The following is a 20673-nucleotide window of genomic DNA, read 5'->3' as shown; positions in this document are numbered from 1 at the left end:
GGGGACGCGCCGCGTCGGTGCGTGGATCAGGCCGAAGCGATGGCCCGGTCGGTGAGGCGGTCGCCGGTCTCCACGTCGAAGACGTGCACGTGGCCGGGAACCGGCGCGAGCACGACCGTCTCGCCCGCGTTGGGGTGACGGCGACCGTCGACGCGAGCGACGAGGTCGGTGCGCTTGCCGTTGATGTCGGTGTGGCCGTAGAGGTAACCGTCGGCGCCGAGCTCCTCGACGAGGTCGACGACGACCGAGAGGCCGCGACCGTCGGCGGGGGCGACCTGGATGTCTTCCGGACGGACGCCGATGGTGACCGCGGAGCCGTTGGCCTTGCCGATGGTGTCGGCTTCGACGGGGACGACGAGGTCGCCGAAGCGCACGCCACCCTCAGCGAGGTCGGCGGTGAAGAGGTTCATGGCGGGCGAGCCGATGAAGCCGGCCACGAAGACGTTCTTCGGGGTCTCGTACAGGTCGCGCGGGGTGCCGACCTGCTGGAGCAGGCCGTCCTTGAGCACGGCGATGCGGTCACCCATGGTGAGCGCTTCGGTCTGGTCGTGCGTGACGTAGACCGTGGTGACACCGAGGCGGCGCTGGAGCGACGCGATCTGGGTACGGGTCTGGACGCGCAGCTTGGCGTCGAGGTTCGACAGCGGCTCGTCCATGAGGAAGACCTGGGGCTGACGGACGATCGCGCGGCCCATGGCGACGCGCTGACGCTGACCACCCGAGAGGGCCTTGGGCTTGCGGGTCAGGTACTGCTCGAGGTCGAGCAGCTTGGCGGCCTCGAGCACGCGCGAGGCGCGCTCTTCTTTGCCGACACCGGCGATCTTGAGCGCGAAGCCCATGTTCTCGGCGACCGTCATGTGCGGGTACAGCGCGTAGTTCTGGAAGACCATCGCGATGTCGCGGTCCTTCGGCGGGACGTCGGTCACGTCGCGGTCGCCGATCAGGATGCGGCCGGAGTTGACCTCTTCGAGGCCGGCGAGCATGCGCAGCGAGGTGGACTTGCCGCAGCCGGAGGGGCCGACGAGAACCAGGAATTCGCCGTCTGCGACGTCGAGGTTCAGCTTGTCGACCGCGGGGCGGGTTCCGCCGGGGTACAGACGGGTTGCGTTGTCAAAGGTGACGGACGCCATTTTCTCTTCTCCTTCACCGGCAGGTACGTGCCGGACGATCCGTAGTGAATGGAATGAACGGGGGCGACCCCGTGCGCCCGACGTTGGACGCATTCGTCAGTATCGCACGTGTCTGGTCATTTCTCAGCCAGCCTGGCTACCATCGATCCTCGTCGCCCCACCCGCGCGACCCCCCTGATTTCATGCGGCATCGTCCGTGCCCGGAAGGTTTCATGTCCAACGACCAGTCACCGAATGTGCCAGCAGAACGCGACCGCCGTGAGGCGGTGCGCGAGAAGGCGCAGCAGGTCAAGGCGAAGCAGACGCGATGGCGTATCGCGCGTCGCTCGCTGCTGGGTATCGGGGCCGTCGCCGTGATCGCCGTCGGCGCCGTGGGCGTCTCGTTCGCGCTGAACTCGCGGGAGTCCCGCTCGCAGGCGCTTCCCGACGCCGCCACCGACGACGGTTTCGTCATCACGAGCGCCTCGCAGGTGGCCGACCCGCTCGCCGATCAGACCGTCGACGGCAGCGCCGCGACGATGTCGGCACAGGCCACTCCTCCGGCCGCCGAGCCCGCACCGGCGACCGAGCCGACCCCCGAGCCCACGGGCACGGCTGCGCCCGTCGACATCCGCGTCTACGTCGACTACATGTCGGCCGAGGCGCGCGAGTTCCAGACCGCGAACGCGAGCCAGTTGTCGAAGTGGGTCGGCGACAAGGCCGCCACCCTCACGTACTACCCGGTGGCGATGCTGACGTCGAAGTCGAACGGCACGAAGTACAGCCTGCGCGCGGCCGGTGCCGCGGCGTGCGTGGCGACGCACTCGTCGGACCGCTTCTTCGCGTACAACCACGAGCTGCTCACGAACCAGCCCGCGGTCGACTCCGACGGCTACAGCGACCAGCAGCTCGCCGACATGGCGCAGGGCGCCGGCGTGAGCGACATCGGTGCGGTCCGCGACTGCATCGAGGGCGAGACCTACACAGCGTGGGCCAAGGCCGCCACCGATCGTGCGATCAAGGGCCTGCCCGGCACGAAGGGACAGGCGCTGACCGCGACCCCGACCGTGCTCGTGAACGGCACCGAATACGTCGGCAACATGGATGACGCGAAGGAGTTCGCCCAGTTCGTGCTCACCGTCGACAGCAACGCGTACTACTCGACCGCCACCCCCACGCCGTCGGTCTCGCCGTCGGCCACTCCCGCGGGCTGAGGCGTCGGCGCGAACGCGTCGCTGTATGAGATTCTGGTGACATGAACGAAGAGCTTGAGGACTCGCCCCCGCGGCGGTCCCTCACGCAGCTGAAGGCATGGGTGCAGGAGTTCCGCGACCAGGGTCACTTGTTCGCAGGCCAGCTCAAGGTCGTCGAGCAGGAGGATGCCGACAGCCAGGACACCGGTCTCGTGGTGATGAACCTGATGAACGCGCGCGCGTCGATCTACATGCAACCGCAGGGGTATGACGAGCCTCTCTGGGAGGCGACCCTCACGGCGCGCCCGGAAGACCTGACGCTGTCGCCGCACGAGATGGCGAGCTTGGCCGCCGAGCTCGTGGTGGCGGGCAACCTGTGCTCGTTCCTGCAGTGGAAGTCCTTGGAATGGGACCGCGACAGTGGGAAGCACCGCATCTGACCGGTCTCGAGCGACCCTTCCGCCGCTCTAGACTCGTGCATCGAGGCGTCACGCGTCTCACGCCGGCTTGGCGCAATTGGTAGCGCACCGTACTTGTAATACGGGGGTTGCAGGTTCAAGTCCTGTAGCCGGCACCTCGTACCTGGCTCATTCGCGCTCAGCCGTGCTGCGCTGTCCATTCGCGGAAGGGCAGCGAAGCCCCCTCGACCGACACCTGCTGCGTCGGTAGCGTCCGTTCGTCCGCGGGCTTGGCGTACTCGTCGTAGAACGTGGCGAGGCTCATGAGCCGGTTGCCGTCCTCGTAGTGCTCACCCTCTTGCTCCCTCGTCACCGCGTAGACGAGGCGGTCGGGCTGCGCGTAGTACACGGCGCCGAGGCACATCGGACAGGGGTAGGCGGTGACGAACATGTCGTAGCCCGACAGGTCGGTGATTCCCCGCTCTGCGGCGGCGCGGATGGCGCGAATCTCGGCGTGCGCCGTGGGGTCGCCTTCCTGTGCGACGTGGTTGACCGCCTCGACGACGATCTCGCCCTCTTTTACGATGAGGCAGGCGAAGGGCTTGCCGCCGGCCTGCACGTTCTCCCTCGCGCGAGAGATGGTGAGGGCGGACAGTTCGGCGTCGTTCATGGCCTCACGCTAGGCGTCCCTAGCCCAGGGAAGCGGCCCTTGCCTCTGCGGTGATCATCGTGCCATGCGGGTCACGGCAACGCCTTCGCGAGAGCGACGAGAAACACGGCCGCCGCCACGATCATCGCCAGCCCCGCCAACAACGCCCCCGCAATAGCGGCCCCGCGCAGCGGCCCCCGCCGTCGGCTCGCGTCCAGCGAGAACAGCAGCGCGCAGACCGCGACGACCAGTACGAGCAGGTCGCCGATCAGTCCCTGCGGCGCCCACACCGATGTCGCGATCGCGACGATTCCCGCCGCCAACGCGCCCACGTGCCACGCGGGGCCGCGTGCTCCACCGGGATCGTCGGACACGGCTCAGCGCATCCGCACGCGCAGCCACCGCACGCCGTGGGGCGCGAGGGTGAGACCGGCGCCCAGCCAGACGGGCTGAGACGACACGAGGTCGAGGGCCTCCGGCGCCATTCCCGACAGCGTCAGCGCATCGATCTCTGCGGACGAGTCACCCACGTTCGCGAGAATGAGCACCGAGAACCCGTCGCCCGGGCGCAGGAACGACACGACGGACGCCGTGTTCGCTCCGAAGGCGATCAGCTCGTTGCCCGCGAACTCCGGCGTGGACCGGCGTACCTCGGTGAGACGCGACAGCCGCGAGTAGACGCGGCCGGCCGGGGTGCCGGCATCCGTTCGATCCTCGTAATTCTGCTCGGGACGGAAGGGGCGGTTCACCCAGCGACTGTCGCCCGCTTCTTCCGGCCGCTCGGCGAACGAGTAGTCGTTGAGCTGGGCGACCTCGTCGCCGAGATAGAGCAGGGGGATGCCACCGCTCGAGAGGGCCAGGGCGTGAGCGAGAACGACCCGGTCCTCCCCTCCGGCGTCACCCGCCTCGATACCCGCGAGCGACGCGGTGGTGCCCGTGACGCGGGCATCGCCCGTGCGCGGGTTCTCCTGGAACGGCACGCCGCGCGCGAACGATCCCTCGGCACGGCCGACGTAGAAGTCGTTGAGGAAGCGGCGGTGCGGGTAGCCGTCGATGCCGAGCTCGGCGGCATCCTCGTCGGCGAACGTCCAGCCGATGTCGTCGTGGCTGCGCACGTAGTTCACCCACGCGGTGCCGGCGGGCAGGGCGTGGCGGCGCTCGAGCGCCTGCTGCAGCAGTCGGGCGTCGCGAGTGGCGAGCGCCTCCCAGGTGAGGGCCATCTGCAGGGGGTTGTAGGAGATCTGGCATTCCTCCGGCGAGATGTACGAGATCACCTCGTCGGGGTGCACGATGGCCTCCGACTTGAAGAGCAGACCCGGAGCCGCCATGCGCAGCACCGCGTTGAAGGCCTGCAGCAGCAGATGGGCCTCGGGCAGCGACTCGCAGGTCGTACCGAGTTTCTTCCAGATGAAGGCCACGGCATCCATGCGGAGGATCTCGACGCCCTGGTTCGCGAGGAAGAGCATCTCCCCGGCCATCGCCTCGAAGACCGTGGGGTTGGCGTAGTTGAGATCCCACTGGAAGTGATAGAACGTCGCCCAGATCCAGCGTCCGTCGTCGAGCTGGACGAACGATCCCGGGTGGTCGTCGGGGAAGATCTCGCGCGTGGTCCGCTCATAGGCGTCGGGCAGCTCGCGGTCGGGGTAGATCAGGTAGAAGTCCTCGTACCCCGCTTCGCCCGCGACGGCCCTGCGCGCCCACTCGTGCTCGTTGCTCGTGTGGTTGAAGATGAAGTCGACCACGAGCGAGATTCCCGCCCGGCGCAGATCGGTCGCGAGGGCCGCGAGTTCTTCGATCGTGCCGAGCGCCGGATTCACCCGGCGGTAGCTCGACACCGCGTAGCCGCCGTCGCTGTTGCCCTCGGGGCTCTCGAACAGCGGCATGAGGTGCAGGTACGTCAGGCCCAGTTCGCGGAAGTACGGAATGGAATCCCGGATGCCGTTGAGCCCGCCCGCGTACCGATCGACGTAGCAGACACCACCCAGCATGCGCTCGCTCTCGAACCAGTCCGGCGCGCTCTCGCGCTCCCGGTCGAGGGCCTTCAGCGTGCGCGGACGCGCCGTCCACGAGGTGCGCGCGAGATCGAGGACGGATGCCAACCGCTCGAGGCCGTCGGGTCGATCGCCGTAGAGCTGGGTGAAGAGGTCGTGCAGGCGGGGGAGATGCTGTTCGGCGTGCGCGAGGAACTCGCGGTCGGCGTCGGCCGCGCGGAGGTCGTCGATCAGGCGCGAGACGTCGTCGGGGCCGGGGTGGAGCTGGGTCACGGGTCACAGCCTGACGCATCCGGACCACCGCGGTCGACATCGACGTGCCGCGGCGCTGGTGGGGAGCGAGACCGTGAGTCATCATGGGCCCGTGGTCCCGGAATCCGTAAGTCGCCCGTCGTCCCTCGTCGCCGCATCGACGGGGGTGGTCGTGGTCGCGGTCTACGCGAGCATCGCCCTCTTGCAGATCCTCGTGTGGAACCCCGAGGCGGCCGTGCCGGGCTTCACGGCCCACGCGGTCTGGCGCGCGGTGGAGGAGGCGGATCAGGGCCCGCCGAACGGGTTCGTCGTCGCGATCATCGCACTGGGCCCGCTGTTCGCGGTCGTCGTCCTCGTCCTGTTCACCGTCACCGGCGCCGGGGTATGGCCGACCGTCGCGGGCTACCTCGGCCTGCTCGCCGCGGGAATGCCCGGGTACTTCGTCGCTTCGTTCGGCCCCAGGATGGGACTCGCCGACACCTACGGCATCAGCGGTGGCGATTTCGCGGTCGGTGGGGCTGCGTTGTATGCGGTGAGTCTGCTGTCGCTGGGCGCCCTCGTCGCGATCTTCGTCGGCGCAGCAGTCCGCAATCGCCGGGAGCGGGACGCTCTGGCGGCCGGGTGAGTGAGCGACGGGGAGACGGGTGACCGCCGGCTCGGCCCCACCCCGCGTCGTACGATCGACGGTGGCTCCCGCGCGGGGGCGCGAGGGGAGAGCCGTGGCGGAGCGGGGTTCGGTCGGACTGGCCGTCGGAGGAGCGGTGCTCATCGGCGCCCTCACCGCGCTCCAGGCGCGCATCAACGGCAGTCTCGGTGCGGAGCTGGGGGACGGTTTCGTCGCCGCCGCGATCTCGTTCAGCTCGGGCCTGCTCATCCTCGTCGCGCTGTCGGCGCTGATCCCCGGCGGCCGACGCGGGTTCGGACGTCTGGTCGGCGGCATCCGGTCTCGATCGATCCCGCCGTGGATGCTGCTGGGCGGTCTGCTCGGGGCGTTCACCGTCGCGAGCCAGGGCCTGACGGTGGCGACCATCGGCGTCGCATTGTTCACCGTCGGTTTCGTCGCCGGGCAGACCACCGGTGGGCTCGTGCTCGACCGCATCGGGTACGGACCGACCGGCGTCGTTCCGGTGACCGTGCGCCGTCTGATCGGTGCGCTGCTGGCGATCGCCGGCGTCGTCGTCTGCTTGTCGGGGGACGCGCTCGGCGCCGTTCCCCCCTGGATGCTCGTCGTCCCCGTGATCGCGGGTGCGGGCGTGGCGTGGCAGCAGGGCACGAACGGACGTCTGCGCGTTCGCGTGGAGAGCCCGCTGACCGCGACGCTGGTGAACTTCATCGGCGGAACGGTGGTCCTGCTGATCGCCGCGGGCGTGCACGTCGCGGTCGTGGGCGCACCGCGCACCGTGCCGACCGAGCCGTGGCTCTACATCGGCGGGGCGGTGGGCGTGATCTACATCTTCTTGTCGTCGGTCGTGGTGCGCCGCACGGGTGTGCTGCTGCTCGGTCTCGGCTCGGTCGTGGGTCTTCTCGTGACCTCGGTGCTGCTCGACGCGCTGTGGCCCGCGCCGGCGGCCCCCTCGACCCTGGTGGCTCTGCTCGCCGCGACCGTGGCGATCGGCGGAGTGACCGTCGCCGCGGTCCCGTTCCGCCGCCGTCGCTGACGGCGGAAACGACGACGCCGCCGAGGACCGGAGTCCCGCGGCGGCGTCGAACGAACAGGGGTCAGAGACGCGTCTCGTCGACCGAGCGCTTCTTCTTGCCTCCGGGCATGCGTGAGATGTGCTTGGCGGCATCCACGGTCTTGCGTCGCGTGGCGCGGGTGCGAGGGGGCTTGCCGCCGATGTAGAGCCACCCGAGCAGGACCTCGCCCTTGTCGAGCCCGTGCGCCTTGGCGAGCACCTTGCTGCGGGTCCTGTCGTCGGTGCGCCAGAACACGCCGAAGCCCGCTTCGTCGAGCACGAGGCTCAACATGTGGGCGACTCCGGATGCCACGGCCTCCTGCTCCCACGCGGGGATCTTCTTCGAGCGGAGGTTCGCCACCACCGCGATGATCAGCGGTGCGCGCCGGGGCTTCGACGACATCCCCTTCTTGCCATCCGCCTTGTTCAGCGCACGGGCGAGGATGTCGCGGTCGGCGCCGCGGATCTCGATGAGCCGCCAGGGCTTCAGACTCTTGTGGTCGGCGACGCGACCGGCCGCGGCGACGAACGCCTCGAGCTCGGGACCGGTGGGGGCGAGGTCGGTGACCTTCGACCACGACCGGCGGTCGCGCATCGCCTCGAGTGCGCTCATGCCTTGTCTTCGGGGGTGAAGTTGAGCGACAGCGAGTTCATGCAGTACCGGTCGCCGGTGGGGCGTGCCGAAACCGTCGGGGAAGACGTGTCCCAGGTGAGAGCCGCAGTTGGCGCAGCGGACCTCGGTGCGCTGCATGCCGTGGCTGTTGTCTTCGATGAGCTCGACCGCCTCGGGGCGGACCGACTCGTAGAAGCTCGGCCACCCGCAGTGCGAGTCGAACTTGGTACCGCTCTGGAAAAGCTCGGCGTTGCAGGCGGCGCAGGTGTAGAGACCGGCGCGGCTCTCGTCGAGCAGCTCACCGGTCCAGGCGCGCTCGGTACCCGCCTGGCGAAGCACCGCGTACTGCTCGGGGCTGAGTTCGGCGCGCCACTGGTCGTCGGACTTGTCGACGGCGTAGGTCATGTTCACTCTCCTTCTTCGGCTCTATTCTCTCGTGCCCGGCAGCGGTCAGGTCGTGACGGCATAATCTCCGGGTGACCCAGGATGCCGTGACCGCCGTCGTCGATCGTTATCGGCGTTTCTCCGAAGACGAGGCTCCCGGTCGTTCGGCGGTGTACGCGAACTGGGCGGAGCGTGTCGCGGACGACACCGCGGTGGCTGCCGCCCTCGCGCGGATCCCCGAGACGCGACGACAGCCGCCGCTGGTGTTCGCCGTGATGCGTCTGCTCGGTGCGCCCCTCGACGACGTTGACGCGTGGGCTTCATGGGTCACGGCCCACGCTGACGCCATCGTCGAGGAATGCGGTCGCCGGAGCGTGCAGACCAACGAGCCCCTCCGCTGCGCGGCCCTGCTCCCCGCCCTCGCTCTGATCGAGGGGCCGATCGCCCTGCTCGAGGTGGGCGTGAGCGCGGGGCTCTGCCTCTATCCCGATCGGTACTCGTACCGCTATCACCGCGGAGAGATCGTCGCGGTCGACCCCGTCGACGGCCCGAGTCGCGTGGTTCTCGACAGCGACCTCGAGGGGCACCCCGACCTGCACATGCCGCAGATCGTCTGGCGTGCGGGCATCGACCTCAGCCCCCTCGACGCCCGCCACACGCAGGACCGCGACTGGCTCACCGGCCTCGTCTGGCCGGGGGAGGAGGGGCGTCTCGAACGCATCGAGGGGGCGCTCGACATCGCGGCGGCCGACCCGCCTCTGCTCGTCGCGGGCGACGGCGCCGAGGCCCTTCCCGCGCTCGCCGCCCAGGCTCCGGCCGGGGCGACCCTGGTCGTGACCACTCCGGGCGTGCTCGCTCACGTGCCCCGGGTGCACCGCGCCGCCGTGATCGATGCCGCCCGGGCGGCAGGCCGGTGGATCACGCTCGACGCGCCCGGCCTGCACGACGGCTGGACGCGGCGCCCCGAGCCCGTGCGGGGCGGGTTCGCGCTCGCTCTCGATGGAGAGGTGCTCGCGGAGGTCGACCCTCTCGGGGCGTGGGTGGCGTGGCATCCGGGATCGTGAGCGATGGCGCAGTAGCGTAACGGCGTGCCTCTGTCGGACCGTGACCTCGCCTTCCTCGCTTTCGAGGGCCAGTGGCGCCGTCACGCGGGGGCGAAAGAAGAGGCCATCCGCGCGGAGTTCTCGATGACGCCTGCCCGGTATTACCAGCTGCTCGGGCGCTTGATCGACACCCCCGAGGCGCTCGCACACGATCCGATGCTCGTGCGTCGGTTGCGGCGGCGGCGCGATGACGCGGCGGATCAGCACCGCGCTCGTCTCGGCCGGACGGCGGCCCGCTGACGGGCTCGCCTCGACGCGACCGATAGCATCGTCCAATGGCCAGATCGACCTTCCCTCGGGATCGCTTCGACGACCTGCCGACTGAATCCGGCCGCGTCGGCGCTCACCGGGCCGAGAACCCCCGTCTGCGCGGATGGATCGTGTTCCTGTGGGCGGCCATCGCCACCCTGGTGCTGATCATCGCCGGCATCTTCGCGACGCTCCTGGTCTCGGGGCGTATCTCGCTCGGTTCCGACGCCGCGCCCAGCCCGACCGTCTCGGTCGAGCCGACCATCCCGGCCGTCGTCGACACGTCGTACTCGGTGGTCGTGCTCAACGGCACTCCCGACAACGGCCTCGCGGCCTCCGTTCGCGACCAGATCGTGGCCGCGGGCTGGAGCGGCGACAACGTCGAGACCGGCAACTCGGACAGCACCGATTTCGCCGACACCACGATCTACTACCGCCTCGAGAGCGACGCGGCCGCGGCCGAGGGCCTGGCCCAGACGATCGGCGGTGCGCAGATCGCGCAGAGCGACTTCCTGCAGCCGACGGACGACCCGAACACCCCGGCCGACGAGAGCGACGTTAAGCGCCTGATCGTCGTGATCGGCCTCGACCGCGCGAGCGGTCAGCCCTCCGCTTCCCCCTCCTCCTGAGTCCGCGAGCGCCGCGTGTTTCCGCGGCGTAAAAACTTGGATGCACGCGCGTCAACAATGCTCCGGAACCCCGATTCCGCGGCATCCTCCGTGCTTACGATGACCTCGTCGTTCAGCAACAGGAGATTCGCATGACGCAGGGCACTGTCAAATGGTTCAACGCCGAGAAGGGCTTCGGCTTCATCACCGTCGATGACGGGCAGGACGTCTTCGTCCACTACTCGAGCATCGAGATGTCGGGTTTCCGTGTCCTCGAAGAGGGGCAGGCCGTCGAGTTCACCGTCGGCACCGGTCAGAAGGGCCCTCAGGCGGAGTCCGTTCGCCTGGCCTGAGCTCTGGCGAGAACGCCGCGGCATCCGACTTCCGGATGCCGCGGCGTTCGGCGTTTACGGGGCGGCTCGTGGCTTGCACTCCCTAGGGGCGAGTGCCAGAATGAATTAGCACTCGCTTTCGTCGAGTGCCAAAATCTGCAAGTCACCCGTCCGGGAGGGACGACACACTTATGGCAAAGATCATCGCTTTCGACGAAGAGGCCCGGCGCGGTCTCGAGCGCGGCCTCAACACTCTCGCCGACGCCGTCAAGGTGACCCTGGGCCCCCGCGGTCGCAACGTCGTGCTCGAGAAGAAGTGGGGCGCCCCCACGATCACGAACGACGGTGTCTCGATCGCCAAGGAGATCGAGCTCGACGACCCGTACGAGAAGATCGGCGCCGAGCTGGTCAAGGAGGTCGCCAAGAAGACCGACGACGTCGCGGGTGACGGCACCACCACCGCCACCGTTCTCGCCCAGGCGCTCGTGCGCGAGGGCCTGCGCAACGTCGCCGCCGGCGCCGACCCCATCTCGCTCAAGAAGGGCATCGAGAAGGCCGTCAAGGCCGTCACCGACGAGCTCCTCGCCTCCGCCAAGGAGGTCGAGTCGAAGGAGCAGATCGCCGCGACCGCGTCGATCTCCGCCGCCGACCCCGCGATCGGCGAGCTCATCGCCGAGGCCATCGACAAGGTGGGCAAGGAAGGCGTCGTCACCGTCGAGGAGTCGAACACCTTCGGCACCGAGCTCGAGCTCACCGAGGGCATGCGCTTCGACAAGGGCTACATCAACCCCTACTTCGTCACCGACCCCGAGCGTCAGGAAGCGGTCTTCGAAGACCCCTACATCCTGATCGCCAACCAGAAGATCTCCAACATCAAGGACCTTCTGCCGATCGTCGACAAGGTGATCCAGGAGGGCAAGGAGCTCCTCATCATCGCCGAGGACGTCGAGGGCGAAGCGCTCGCGACCCTGGTGCTGAACAAGATCCGCGGCATCTTCAAGTCGGTCGCCGTCAAGGCTCCCGGCTTCGGCGACCGTCGCAAGGCGCAGCTGCAGGACATCGCGATCCTCACCGGCGGCCAGGTCATCACCGAAGAGGTGGGCCTCAAGCTCGAGAACGCGACCGTCGACCTGCTCGGCCGTGCGCGCAAGGTCATCATCACCAAGGACGAGACCACGATCGTCGAGGGTGCCGGCGAGTCGGAGCTGATCGAGGGTCGCGTGACCCAGATCCGCCGCGAGATCGAGAACACCGACAGCGACTACGACCGCGAGAAGCTCCAGGAGCGCCTCGCGAAGCTCGCCGGTGGCGTCGCCGTCATCAAGGCTGGAGCCGCGACCGAGGTCGAGCTCAAGGAGCGCAAGCACCGCATCGAAGACGCCGTGCGCAACGCCAAGGCCGCCGTGGAAGAGGGTGTCGTCGCCGGTGGTGGCGTCGCGCTCATCCAGGCCGGCAAGAACGCTCTCGCGAACCTGGAGCTCACGGGTGACGAGGCCACGGGCGCGAACATCGTGCGCGTCGCCATCGAGGCCCCGCTCAAGCAGATCGCGCTCAACGCCGGTCTCGAGCCCGGCGTCGTCGCGAACAAGGTCGCCGAGCTCCCCGTGGGCCACGGCCTCAACGCCGCGACCGGCGAGTACGGTGACCTGTTCGCACAGGGCATCATCGACCCCGCCAAGGTGACCCGTTCGGCTCTGCAGAACGCCGCCTCGATCGCCGGCCTCTTCCTCACCACCGAGGTCGTCGTCGCCGACAAGCCCGAGAAGGTCGCCGCTCCCGCGGGCGACCCGACCGGTGGCATGGACTTCTGATCCCCGCCTAGGCAACACACGGAACGCCCCCTCCTCCGGGAGGGGGCGTTCTGCGTGTTGCGGACGTGGCCGCTGTCAGTTCAGCGGGCGGCAGACGTCGGTGACCAGAGCGTCACCCGGTACGCGGTCGGGGGTGGTCAGGTAGACGTTGAAGACGCGCGAGGCGAGAGTGTCGTCGCCGCGCGGGCTCAAGCCGTCTTCCACGAGGCGGGCGTTGATCATGTCGTGCGCCTGTGCGATCTGCTCGTACGGGCCCGTCACACGCGCGACGAGGCAGTCCCGGGGAGGCAGCTCGATCACGGTGAGAGGGGCGTCCACCGTCGTCCCGGGGGCGACGGGCAGGAAGATCGACAGATCGACATCGTGCTCGACGTACTGGTCGTCGTGCTCGATGACGCCGCAGGCTCCGATCGGTGCAATCGACCGCTCGGCGAGGAGAGGCATGAGGCGGCCCCAGAGCTCCCCCTCGTGGGAGTAGGACGCCACGGTGCCGCGCAGGGCTACCGCGGTCAGTGCGGGGACGGTGGTGCGGGTGAGCGTGATGGACATGGGATGGTCTCCGGTTTCGAGAAGGCGGGTGATCAGCGACACCCTCTCCCTCGCTGCGCGAGCTTCCTCATGAAGTTCCGCGCGCTGCATCTGCAGTGCGCGAGTCCACGCCGGAGTGCCACGCGCGTCGAGGAGGGCGCCGATGGCGGAGACGCCGAAGCCCACGTCGCGGAGGTTGCGCACGTCGGCCGCGTCGATCAGCTGGTGCGGAGCATAGCGCCGGTATCCGGTCCAGGGGTCGATGTCGGCGGGGACCAGCACACCATGACTGTCGTAGTGGCGGAGCATCCGCACCGACAGGCGGGTGAGGGCGCTGAACCGACCGATGCTCATCAGGTTCGGGGTCTCGGCCATGAAGCCATCGTGTCCTCTCACATCGTGTGAGGGTCAAGCGTCGGGGCGTCCGTCACGTCTGCGCGTCGGGCCGGTACCCCTCGGGCAGGCGTTCGAGCGGCTGCGTCTCGATGAGTGCGTGCTCCTGGGCGTCGCGGCGATCAGCGAGGGGGAGGGAGACGCGGAAGGTCGCTCCGCCCCCGGGGGTATCGCGCACATCGACCGTGCCGTGCAGCAGATCGACGATGGATGCCACGATCGACAGGCCGAGACCCGAGCCGCCGGTCTCGCGGGTGCGCGAGGTGTCGGCGCGCCAGAAGCGCTGGAAGATCTGCTCGCGGATCTGCTCCGGCACCCCCTCGCCGTGGTCGATGATCTCGATCCATCCCATGTCGGACTCGCCGTCGACGCCGACGCGCAGCCCGATGGGGGAGTCCTCGGCGGTGAAACGCCGCGCGTTGCCGAGCAGGTTCGCCACGACCTGACGCACCTTGTTCTCGTCGCCCATGACCACGGGGGCGAGGCGCGGCACGGGACGGACCACGCCGATCGGTGTGGCCGGGGTTCCATCCGCAGGAGTGGATGCCGCCAACTCGGTGCCGTCCTTCGATCGGCGCCGAAGCCGCGAGAGGGTGGCGCCCGCTATCGCCATCGCCGAGGTGGTGGGAGCGGTGCGACGGCGACCGTTCCCGTTCGCAGGTTTGCCTCCGGCGTCCAGGAGCGGGTCGAGGGTGATGGTGGGAAGGATCAGCTCGTCGCGCGAGGTGGCGTCGTCGACCGTGACCTCACGCTGGGGCGAGGTCACCCGCAGGTCGAGGGCGGCGTCGCGCGCGATCGGGCGCAGGTCGAGGGCGGTGATGGTGACGTCACGGCGTTCGTCGAGGCGGGCGAGCGCGAGGAGGTCCTCGACCAGGGCCCCCATGCGGATCGCCTCCTTCTCGATACGCTCCATCGACTGCGCGACATCCTCGTCGGAGCGGATCGCCCCCATGCGGTACAACTCCGCGTAGCCGCGCATCGTGACGAGGGGTGTGCGAAGTTCGTGGCTGGCGTCGCCGATGAAGCGACGCATCTGCCGCACGGTGGCATCCCGTTGTCCGAGGGCGCCGTCGATGCGGGCGAGCATCGCGTTGATGGCGGTCTTGAGCCGGCCCACCTCGGTGTCGGGGACGATGTCCGTCAGTCGCTGGCTGAAGTCACCGGCCGCGATGTCCATGGCCGTCGTCTCGACCTGGCGGAGGTTGCGGAACGCGAGGGTGACGAGCCACCGGGTCAGCAAGGCCGTGGCGATGAGGATCAGCAGCGCGACGAAGGCGTAGATGCCGATGTAGGCGGCCACGATCCGGTCGGTCGGGGCGAGCGGCTGGATCACCATCTGCGTGTAGACCCCGGGGTTTCCGGGCACCTGCAGCACCCCCACCCGGGCGACGAAGTGCTGACCGGACTCGGGCGACTCGAGTTCGATGCGGCGATCGATCTGGCTGTAGGTCTGCTCGACCGTGAAGGTGGGGGGGATGTCGGGCAGAGCGGTCGTCGACGTGCCGTTGTAGAACGCCTCGCGCTGTCCGTCGGGACCGTACACGACGACCATCGACCCGATCTGCGGGGCGTTCTCCACCTGCGAGAAGACGACCCGCCCGTCGACGGGAGCCGTGGTGAAGATGCTGTTCGCGATACTGCCGGCGGCCTGCTGCGCGAGCTGCTCGTCGAGGTTGTTCACCAGGGTGGTGCGCAAGAACACCATGGTCCCGATGCCCGCGGTGAACAGCCCGATGGCGAGCAACGCGACGGTGACGCCGGTGACCTTGGTGCGCAGGCTCAGCCCGCGCCACCAGCGCGTGAGCGAATCGTCGGAGTGCGACAGGAGCGAGCCTTTCGCTCAGGCGGTCTTGCCCGACTTCAGCATGTAGCCGAAGCCGCGCTTGGTCTGGATGAGCGGCTCCGAGGAGTGCGGATCGATCTTGCGGCGCAGGTACGAGATGTAGCTCTCGACGATCCCCGCGTCGCCGTTGAAGTCGTACTCCCACACGTGGTCGAGGATCTGCGCCTTCGAGAGCACCCGGTTGGGGTTCAGCATCAGGTAGCGCAGGAGCTTGAACTCGGTCGGGCTCAGGTCGATCGAGACGTCTCCGACGCTGACGTCGTGGGTGTCCTGATCCATCGTCAGTTCGCCGGTGCGGATGATCGACTCTTCGTCGGCCTGCATCGTGCGGCGCAGGATCGCCTGGATGCGGGCGACGATCTCATCCAAGCTGAACGGCTTGGTGACGTAGTCGTCGCCACCCGCGTTGAGCCCCATGATCTTGTCTTCGGTCTCGTCCTTCGCGGTGAGGAACAGGATCGGCGCGGTGTAGCCGGCGCCGCGCAGCCGCTTGGTGACGCTGAACCCGTTCATGTCGGGGAGCATCACGTCGAGCACGATGAGGTCGGGTTCCTCCTCGAGCACGGCCGAGATCGTCTGCGCGCCGTTGGCCACGGCTCGCACCTGGAAACCGGCGAAGCGCAGGCTCGTGATGAGCAGGTCGCGGATGTTCGGTTCGTCGTCCACGACGAGGATGCGAGGAGCTGTCATGCCCTCATTATCGTGATCTGACCCAGCAATGTGCTGGATATGGAACGGAAAGCCGCGTGCTGGTATGCGTCAGGCGGCCTGGGCGTCGATTCCGTCGGCATCCAGGATCGTGTAGGCGTACCCCTGCTCGGCCAGGAAGCGCTGGCGATTCTGCGCGAAATCCTGGTCGACGGTGTCACGCGCGATGAGCGTGTAGAAGCTCGCGGTGTGGTTCGACTGCTTCGGTCGGAGAAGTCGACCGAGGCGCTGAGCCTCTTCTTGGCGCGATCCGAACGACCCCGACACCTGGATGGCGACCGAGGCCTCGGGCAGGTCGACCGAGAAATTCGCGACCTTCGAGACGACCAATAGCGGAATGCTCCCGTCGCGGAAGCCCTGGAAGAGCTCCTCGCGCTCGGGGATCGGCGTGGCGCCCGTGATCTGCGGGGCGTTCAACGCCTCGGCGAGCTCGTCGATCTGATCGAGATACTGACCGATGATCAGAACCCTCTCACCCGGATGCCGTTCGACCAGACGTCGGGCGACCTCGATCTTCGCGGGGGCGGTGGCGGCGAGACGGTAGCGATCCTCGTCGGCGGCTGCGGCGTACTCGAGCCGCTCATCGGCGGGAAGGTCGATACGCACCTCGTAGCAGGCCGCGGGTGAGATGAAGCCCTGAGCCTCGATCTCCTTCCACGGCGCGTCGAAGCGCTTCGGGCCGATCAGGCTGAAGACGTCTCCCTCGCGGCCGTCCTCGCGCACGAGAGTTGCGGTGAGGCCCAGGCGGCGGCGCGCCTGCAGGTCGGCGGTGAGCTTGAACACCGGTGCGGGAAGCAGGTGGACCTCGTCGTAGAGCACGAGGCCCCAGTCGAGGGCGTCGAGCAGGGCGAGGTGGGCGTACTGGCCTTTCCGCTTCGCGGTGAGGATCTGGTAGGTGGCGATGGTGACCGGCTTGATCTCTTTGACCTGCCCGGAGTACTCGCCGATCTCTTCGGGGGTGAGGCTCGTGCGGCGCAGCAGCTCGTCGCGCCACTGTCGTGCGCTGACGGTGTTCGTGACGAGGATGAGCGTGGTCGTGCGGGTGTCGGCCATAGCGCCCGCACCCACGAGCGTCTTACCCGCTCCACACGGGAGGACGACGACCCCGGAACCGCCCTCGGAGAAGGATTCGACCGCCTGGCGCTGGTAAGGGCGGAGGCTCCAGCCGTCCTCGGCCAGGTCGATCGGGTGCGGGGTCCCGGGCGTGTAGCCGGCGAGGTCTTCGGCGGGCCAGCCGATCTTCAGCAGTTCCTGTTTGATGTGCCCGCGCGCCCACGCGTCGATGAGGAAGCTGTCGGGGCTCGGGCGGCCGATCAGGAGCGGGGCGATGCGCTTGTTGCGTGACACCTCGCTGAGCACCGCGGCGTCGGTCGAGCGCAGCACGAGCTCGCCCTCGTCGTTGCGCTCGATGACGAGGCGCCCGTACCGGTTGACGGACTCGCGGATGTCGGTGCTGACCGAGGCCGGCACCGGGAAGCGGGACCACCGATCGAGGGTGTCGAGCATGGCCTCGGCGTCGTGGCCGGCTGCACGCGCGTTCCACAGCCCCAGGCGGGTGATGCGATACGTGTGGATGTGCTCGGGTGCACGCTCGAGCTCGGCGAAGACGGCGAGCTCATGCCGCGCCGTCTCTGCCTGCGGGTGCGCGACTTCGAGGAGCACGGTGCGGTCGCTCTGCACGATAAGGGGGCCGTCAGCCATAGCGTTCGAGTCTACCGGTGTCGAAGAGGGCAGGGCGTTCGCGGCCGTCACTCGACGGGCGCGACGCCGTCGATGTGCGACAGGGGGAGGGTGCGCTCGACGTCGGCTCCGCGGTCGCGACCGCGCAGGCGTCCGCCGCCGAGACCGGTGGCCTCCAAGCGGAAGACGCGGGCAGAGCCGTCGGGCAGGCGCACCGTCACGTCGATGATCGATCGCGCGCGAACCGCCTGATCGAGTTCGCGCTCGAGCCACGCGGCATCCGAGTCTCCTGCGCCCGTGCGCAGACGCTCGATGAGGTCGGCGTAGGTGTCGGCGGGCGCCGTGGCCGTGGCACCGGGGGATGCCAGTTTGGCGCGCTCGAGAGCGCGCGGGCGCCCCTCGGCGTCAACCGCCACCGCGGGGGTAGTGCGCGTCGGTGAGGGCCCAGAAGACGACGTCGGCCGAGACGTGCGAGACCAGTTCGTCGTCGGTTCGGGTGAGAGCGATCGAGCGCAGCGACTGGTCGACTTCCATCGAGCGCAGAAGCGTCTCGTCGTCCGTCATGACTCGAGTGAGGTGCGACTGCGCGTCGGCGGTGACGCGCACGCGGCCGTGTTCGGCGGCGGTGCGCTCGATGACGTACGCGAGCGGCTGGGGGAGGCCCGTGAGCGAGATACCGGTCAGGAAGGCGCGAAGGCTGTCCGCCGTCTCGCCCGCGGTGATCGCGGCGCCGATGCTCGCGGCGCTGAAGCGATAGCTCGAGGCTTGAGCCCGCGACTCGCGCGCGGCCATCGAGCGCAGCCGCACGTCGAGGTGCGGAGCGAGAGGACCGGGGGCGATCGCCGTCAGGTCGTTCTGCAGGTACACGCGATCGACCTCGGGCGGCAGCAGCTCGCGCAGGGCCGAGGTGTCGACGTCGCCGCCCTTCGGCCAGCGGGAGCGCCCAGGGGGTCGCGTGGCCGTCGGCGTCGAGGAGCCCCCAGCGGACCAGGCGCTTGATCCAGAGGTCTGCGCGGTCGGGGCCTTCGGGGTCGAAAGGTGTCGCGGAGCGCCACTGCTCGCTGGGGATCCACCCGCCGTCGGTGGAGCGGTACGCCGACGGAAGGGCGTCACGCAGGGCTTCTGCGGTGCGCTGCCATCGTTCGAGAGTCGGCAGGCGCAGCCACTCGCGCCCGGCGGGAGAAACGAGCCAGGCACGCTCGTTCGTTCCGAGAAGGCCCACCTCGGCCGCGAGCCCGACGAGCAGGTCCGCTTCGGCTGCGGTGGTCACGGCCCCGGCGTCGACGAGGCGTCGTCTCTCGGTCGCGCCCAGCGACCCCGATCCGATGCGTCCGAGCGGGGCGTCGAGGGTCTGCATGAGGACGTCGGCGAGGGATGCCGCGTTGGTGAACACCGCTTCGGAGGCGGCCCCGGTGCTCTCGGGCGTCGCATGGGTGCGGCGCGGGGGCGCGGCATCCGGGATCCCCGAGGGCAGGACCTCGCGCGCGGCGTCGATCACCGTGGGGAAGGGGAGCCCGTCGTCTCCGATGAGGGCACGGGATCTCAGACGCTCGCCGATCTCACCGGTCGTCGGTCGTCCCTCGGCGGCGTCGAGCAGGGCGACGGCTTCGTCACGACTCAGCGCGGGAAGCCCGCGCGCGACCGAGACTGGGTCGAGCAGCGCTTCAGCCGCGTCGAACATGTCGCGCCACGTGCTCGACGGCGAGATGTTGCGTTCGGCGAAGAGTCGGGCGAGGTCGGTGTCGCTGCGCGCGCTCAACGAGACCGCAAGTGCGCGTTGTGCGGAGGTCTCGGGCACGTCGTCAGGCCTTGTTGGCCTTGGCCCTTCGGATGAAGCTCATGATGAGCACGGCGAGGAGGCACGCGAATGCCACCGGGGGAGCGACGTAGACGAGGAGGCCGATGACGGGCCAGACGCCGGAACCCATGTCGGCTCCGGAACTGGAGCCGATGATGATGGCGAAGAAGCACACGATCGACAGCGCGAGAAGGCCCAGCGACATGAACGCGAGAATGCGGTCGATGCGGCGGACGGGGACGTCGTCGCCCGGTGTGCTGCCACCGGAGGTGCGGGTGCTCATCGGGCTCAGCCTACCGCTTGGCGGCGGTGCCGTAGGCTGGAAGACCGGGATCCGTTCGGGTCCCGTGTTCCGCTGCGCTTTCCGCGCACTCATCCAGCGAGGTGTCCATGCCCACCGGCAAGGTCAGGTTCTACGACGACGAGAAGGGCTTCGGCTTCATCGTCACCGATGACGGCCAGGACGTGTTCCTGCACGCAACCGCCCTGCCCGCCGGAGCCCCCGGACCGAAGGCCGGGACGCGCCTCGAATTCGGGGTCGCCGATGGAAAGCGCGGTCTGCAGGCGCTGTCGGTGCGCGTTCTGGATGCTCCCGTGAGCCTGTCGAAGCGCTCGCGCAAGCCCGCCGACGACATGGCGATCATCGTCGAAGACCTCGTCAAGCTGCTCGACGGTATCGGAGGGGACCTGCGACGCGGTCGCTACCCCAACGCTCCGCACGCGCAGAAGATCGCCGCGGTCCTGCGCAAGGTCGCCGATGACTTCGAAGCCTGAGCAGCCCGTCGATGAGCGCCTCACCGGCGCCCACGACCTCGCGCTCGCCGCCCTGCACGAGATCACCCCGGCCGACACCGTCGGCCCCGCAGCCGGATACACCGCGGAGGAAGGCGGAGCGGTCTCGCTGCGCTTCCACACCCGGCTCGCGGGCTACCCGGGTTGGTTCTGGACGGTCACCGTGGCCGTCGTGGACGGCTCCGAGCCGACCGTGCTCGAGGTGGAACTGCTGCCCGGCGACGGCGCTCTGCTGGCCCCCGACTGGGTGCCGTGGGCGACTCGTCTGGCGGAGTACCAGGCGGCCCAGGTCGCTGCGGTCGTCGAGGACGACGAAACCGACGAAGACGAGCCGGACGATGACGAGCCGGACGACGACGATGAGGACGACGAAGACGACGACGAGCCGAAGGCGCGCTTCCACGCGGGAGACCTCGACGGCGTCGACATCGACGAGTTCGACGGCGCGGACGACGATGTCGACTCGGACGAAGATGTCGAGTCGGACGACGAAGACTCCGATGACGACGACTACGACGAGGGCGATCGCAGCTACTGACCGCCGCTCATGACGAAGGCCGTCC

The 20673-nt window shown here is 68.9% G+C and carries 23 protein-coding genes, 1 tRNA gene and 1 pseudogene; 12 read left to right on the top strand and 13 right to left on the bottom strand.

What is annotated here, in order from left to right:
- Nucleotides 1-26 precede the first annotated feature (26 nt).
- On the bottom strand, nt 27-1130 hold the full coding sequence (locus tag QE416_RS00260; RefSeq protein WP_103206182.1) for an ABC transporter ATP-binding protein: 1104 nt from the start codon (nt 1128-1130) through the stop codon (nt 27-29).
- A 212-nt stretch (nt 1131-1342) separates the two neighbouring features.
- On the opposite strand from QE416_RS00260, the gene QE416_RS00255 reads away from it, so the two are divergent.
- From QE416_RS00255 to QE416_RS00245, 3 genes are all read left to right on the top strand, one after another.
- On the top strand, nt 1343-2323 hold the full coding sequence (locus QE416_RS00255; protein WP_210073759.1) for a thioredoxin domain-containing protein: 981 nt from the start codon (nt 1343-1345) through the stop codon (nt 2321-2323).
- A 41-nt stretch (nt 2324-2364) separates the two neighbouring features.
- Nucleotides 2365-2742, top strand: coding sequence for a hypothetical protein (locus tag QE416_RS00250; protein ID WP_307312741.1), 378 nt, complete (start codon nt 2365-2367; stop codon nt 2740-2742).
- Between the two features lie 61 nt (nt 2743-2803).
- Nucleotides 2804-2876, top strand: a tRNA-Thr gene (locus QE416_RS00245).
- Between the two features lie 23 nt (nt 2877-2899).
- On the opposite strand, the gene QE416_RS00240 is transcribed toward QE416_RS00245, so the two are convergent.
- The 3 genes from QE416_RS00240 to QE416_RS00230 form a co-directional block, all read right to left on the bottom strand.
- Nucleotides 2900-3370, bottom strand: coding sequence for a nucleoside deaminase (locus QE416_RS00240; RefSeq protein ID WP_307312740.1), 471 nt, complete (start codon nt 3368-3370; stop codon nt 2900-2902).
- A gap of 71 nt (nt 3371-3441) precedes the next feature.
- Nucleotides 3442-3723 carry a hypothetical protein gene (locus QE416_RS00235; protein ID WP_307312738.1) on the bottom strand — a complete coding sequence of 94 codons (282 nt, stop codon included), beginning with the start codon at nt 3721-3723 and terminating at the stop codon, nt 3442-3444.
- A gap of 3 nt (nt 3724-3726) precedes the next feature.
- On the bottom strand, nt 3727-5613 hold the full coding sequence (locus QE416_RS00230; protein WP_373458825.1) for an amylosucrase: 1887 nt from the start codon (nt 5611-5613) through the stop codon (nt 3727-3729).
- Nucleotides 5614-5704: 91 nt separating this feature from the next.
- Between QE416_RS00230 and QE416_RS00225 the strand changes: the two genes are divergently transcribed.
- Together QE416_RS00225 and QE416_RS00220 are read left to right on the top strand one after the other, a co-directional pair.
- A complete protein-coding gene (locus QE416_RS00225) occupies nt 5705-6217 on the top strand; it encodes a hypothetical protein (protein WP_307312737.1) in 513 nt (170 codons plus the stop codon).
- Between the two features lie 94 nt (nt 6218-6311).
- Nucleotides 6312-7250, top strand: a complete 939-nt coding sequence (locus QE416_RS00220) for a DMT family transporter (RefSeq protein ID WP_307312736.1) — start codon at nt 6312-6314, stop codon at nt 7248-7250.
- A gap of 61 nt (nt 7251-7311) precedes the next feature.
- Here QE416_RS00220 and QE416_RS00215 read toward each other — a convergent pair whose 3' ends face one another.
- Both QE416_RS00215 and msrB read right to left on the bottom strand, forming a co-directional pair.
- Complete coding sequence (locus tag QE416_RS00215) at nt 7312-7863, bottom strand: nitroreductase family protein (protein ID WP_307317814.1); 552 nt, start codon at nt 7861-7863, stop codon at nt 7312-7314.
- Between the two features lie 14 nt (nt 7864-7877).
- Nucleotides 7878-8286 (bottom strand): annotated as a pseudogene (gene msrB, locus QE416_RS00210) (peptide-methionine (R)-S-oxide reductase MsrB).
- A 71-nt stretch (nt 8287-8357) separates the two neighbouring features.
- Here msrB and QE416_RS00205 point away from each other — a divergent pair.
- The 5 genes from QE416_RS00205 (at nt 8358) to groL (ending at nt 12368) form a co-directional block, all read left to right on the top strand.
- Entirely contained in the window at nt 8358-9329 is a 972-nt protein-coding gene (locus tag QE416_RS00205; RefSeq protein WP_307312735.1) for a DUF2332 family protein, read from the top strand.
- Between the two features lie 24 nt (nt 9330-9353).
- Nucleotides 9354-9608, top strand: coding sequence for a DUF3263 domain-containing protein (locus tag QE416_RS00200; protein WP_210073773.1), 255 nt, complete (start codon nt 9354-9356; stop codon nt 9606-9608).
- A gap of 35 nt (nt 9609-9643) precedes the next feature.
- The gene (locus QE416_RS00195; RefSeq protein ID WP_210073775.1) at nt 9644-10246 is read left to right on the top strand and encodes a LytR C-terminal domain-containing protein; all 603 of its coding nucleotides are present in this window, start codon (nt 9644-9646) and stop codon (nt 10244-10246) included.
- A 131-nt stretch (nt 10247-10377) separates the two neighbouring features.
- Nucleotides 10378-10578: a cold-shock protein gene (locus QE416_RS00190; RefSeq protein ID WP_056229192.1), complete on the top strand. Its 201-nt coding sequence runs from the start codon at nt 10378-10380 to the stop codon at nt 10576-10578.
- Nucleotides 10579-10748: 170 nt separating this feature from the next.
- Nucleotides 10749-12368: a chaperonin GroEL gene (gene groL, locus QE416_RS00185; RefSeq protein ID WP_210073777.1), complete on the top strand. Its 1620-nt coding sequence runs from the start codon at nt 10749-10751 to the stop codon at nt 12366-12368.
- Nucleotides 12369-12443: 75 nt separating this feature from the next.
- Here groL and QE416_RS00180 read toward each other — a convergent pair whose 3' ends face one another.
- The 7 genes from QE416_RS00180 to QE416_RS00150 form a co-directional block, all read right to left on the bottom strand.
- Nucleotides 12444-13271 (bottom strand): MerR family transcriptional regulator, encoded by an 828-nt coding sequence (locus QE416_RS00180; protein WP_307312734.1) that lies wholly within the window; start codon nt 13269-13271, stop codon nt 12444-12446.
- A gap of 52 nt (nt 13272-13323) precedes the next feature.
- Complete coding sequence (locus QE416_RS00175) at nt 13324-14994, bottom strand: cell wall metabolism sensor histidine kinase WalK (protein ID WP_210074183.1); 1671 nt, start codon at nt 14992-14994, stop codon at nt 13324-13326.
- Between the two features lie 135 nt (nt 14995-15129).
- A complete protein-coding gene (locus tag QE416_RS00170; protein ID WP_055838218.1) occupies nt 15130-15822 on the bottom strand; it encodes a response regulator transcription factor in 693 nt (230 codons plus the stop codon).
- A 69-nt stretch (nt 15823-15891) separates the two neighbouring features.
- Nucleotides 15892-17541, bottom strand: coding sequence for a DNA repair helicase XPB (locus QE416_RS00165; RefSeq protein WP_307312730.1), 1650 nt, complete (start codon nt 17539-17541; stop codon nt 15892-15894).
- A 47-nt stretch (nt 17542-17588) separates the two neighbouring features.
- A complete protein-coding gene (locus QE416_RS00160) occupies nt 17589-17936 on the bottom strand; it encodes a hypothetical protein (RefSeq protein ID WP_307312728.1) in 348 nt (115 codons plus the stop codon).
- On the bottom strand, nt 17926-18387 hold the full coding sequence (locus tag QE416_RS00155; protein WP_307312726.1) for a helicase-associated domain-containing protein: 462 nt from the start codon (nt 18385-18387) through the stop codon (nt 17926-17928). Before QE416_RS00155 ends, QE416_RS00160 begins: the two co-directional genes overlap by 11 nt.
- Nucleotides 18388-19322: 935 nt before the next feature.
- The gene (locus tag QE416_RS00150) at nt 19323-19601 is read right to left on the bottom strand and encodes a multidrug ABC transporter ATPase (RefSeq protein WP_210073785.1); all 279 of its coding nucleotides are present in this window, start codon (nt 19599-19601) and stop codon (nt 19323-19325) included.
- A 107-nt stretch (nt 19602-19708) separates the two neighbouring features.
- Between QE416_RS00150 and QE416_RS00145 the strand changes: the two genes are divergently transcribed.
- Nucleotides 19709-20092 (top strand): cold-shock protein, encoded by a 384-nt coding sequence (locus tag QE416_RS00145; protein ID WP_210073787.1) that lies wholly within the window; start codon nt 19709-19711, stop codon nt 20090-20092.
- Nucleotides 20076-20648 (top strand): DUF3027 domain-containing protein, encoded by a 573-nt coding sequence (locus QE416_RS00140; RefSeq protein ID WP_307312725.1) that lies wholly within the window; start codon nt 20076-20078, stop codon nt 20646-20648. The genes QE416_RS00145 and QE416_RS00140 overlap by 17 nt, the downstream gene beginning before the upstream one ends.
- The last annotated feature ends 25 nt before the right edge of the window (nt 20649-20673 follow it).

Source organism: Microbacterium sp. SORGH_AS_0421 (genome assembly GCF_030818635.1).
GTDB lineage: Bacteria > Actinomycetota > Actinomycetes > Actinomycetales > Microbacteriaceae > Microbacterium.
Note: the sequence above shows the minus strand (reverse complement) of the source record. Positions and strands in the feature narration are given on the sequence as shown.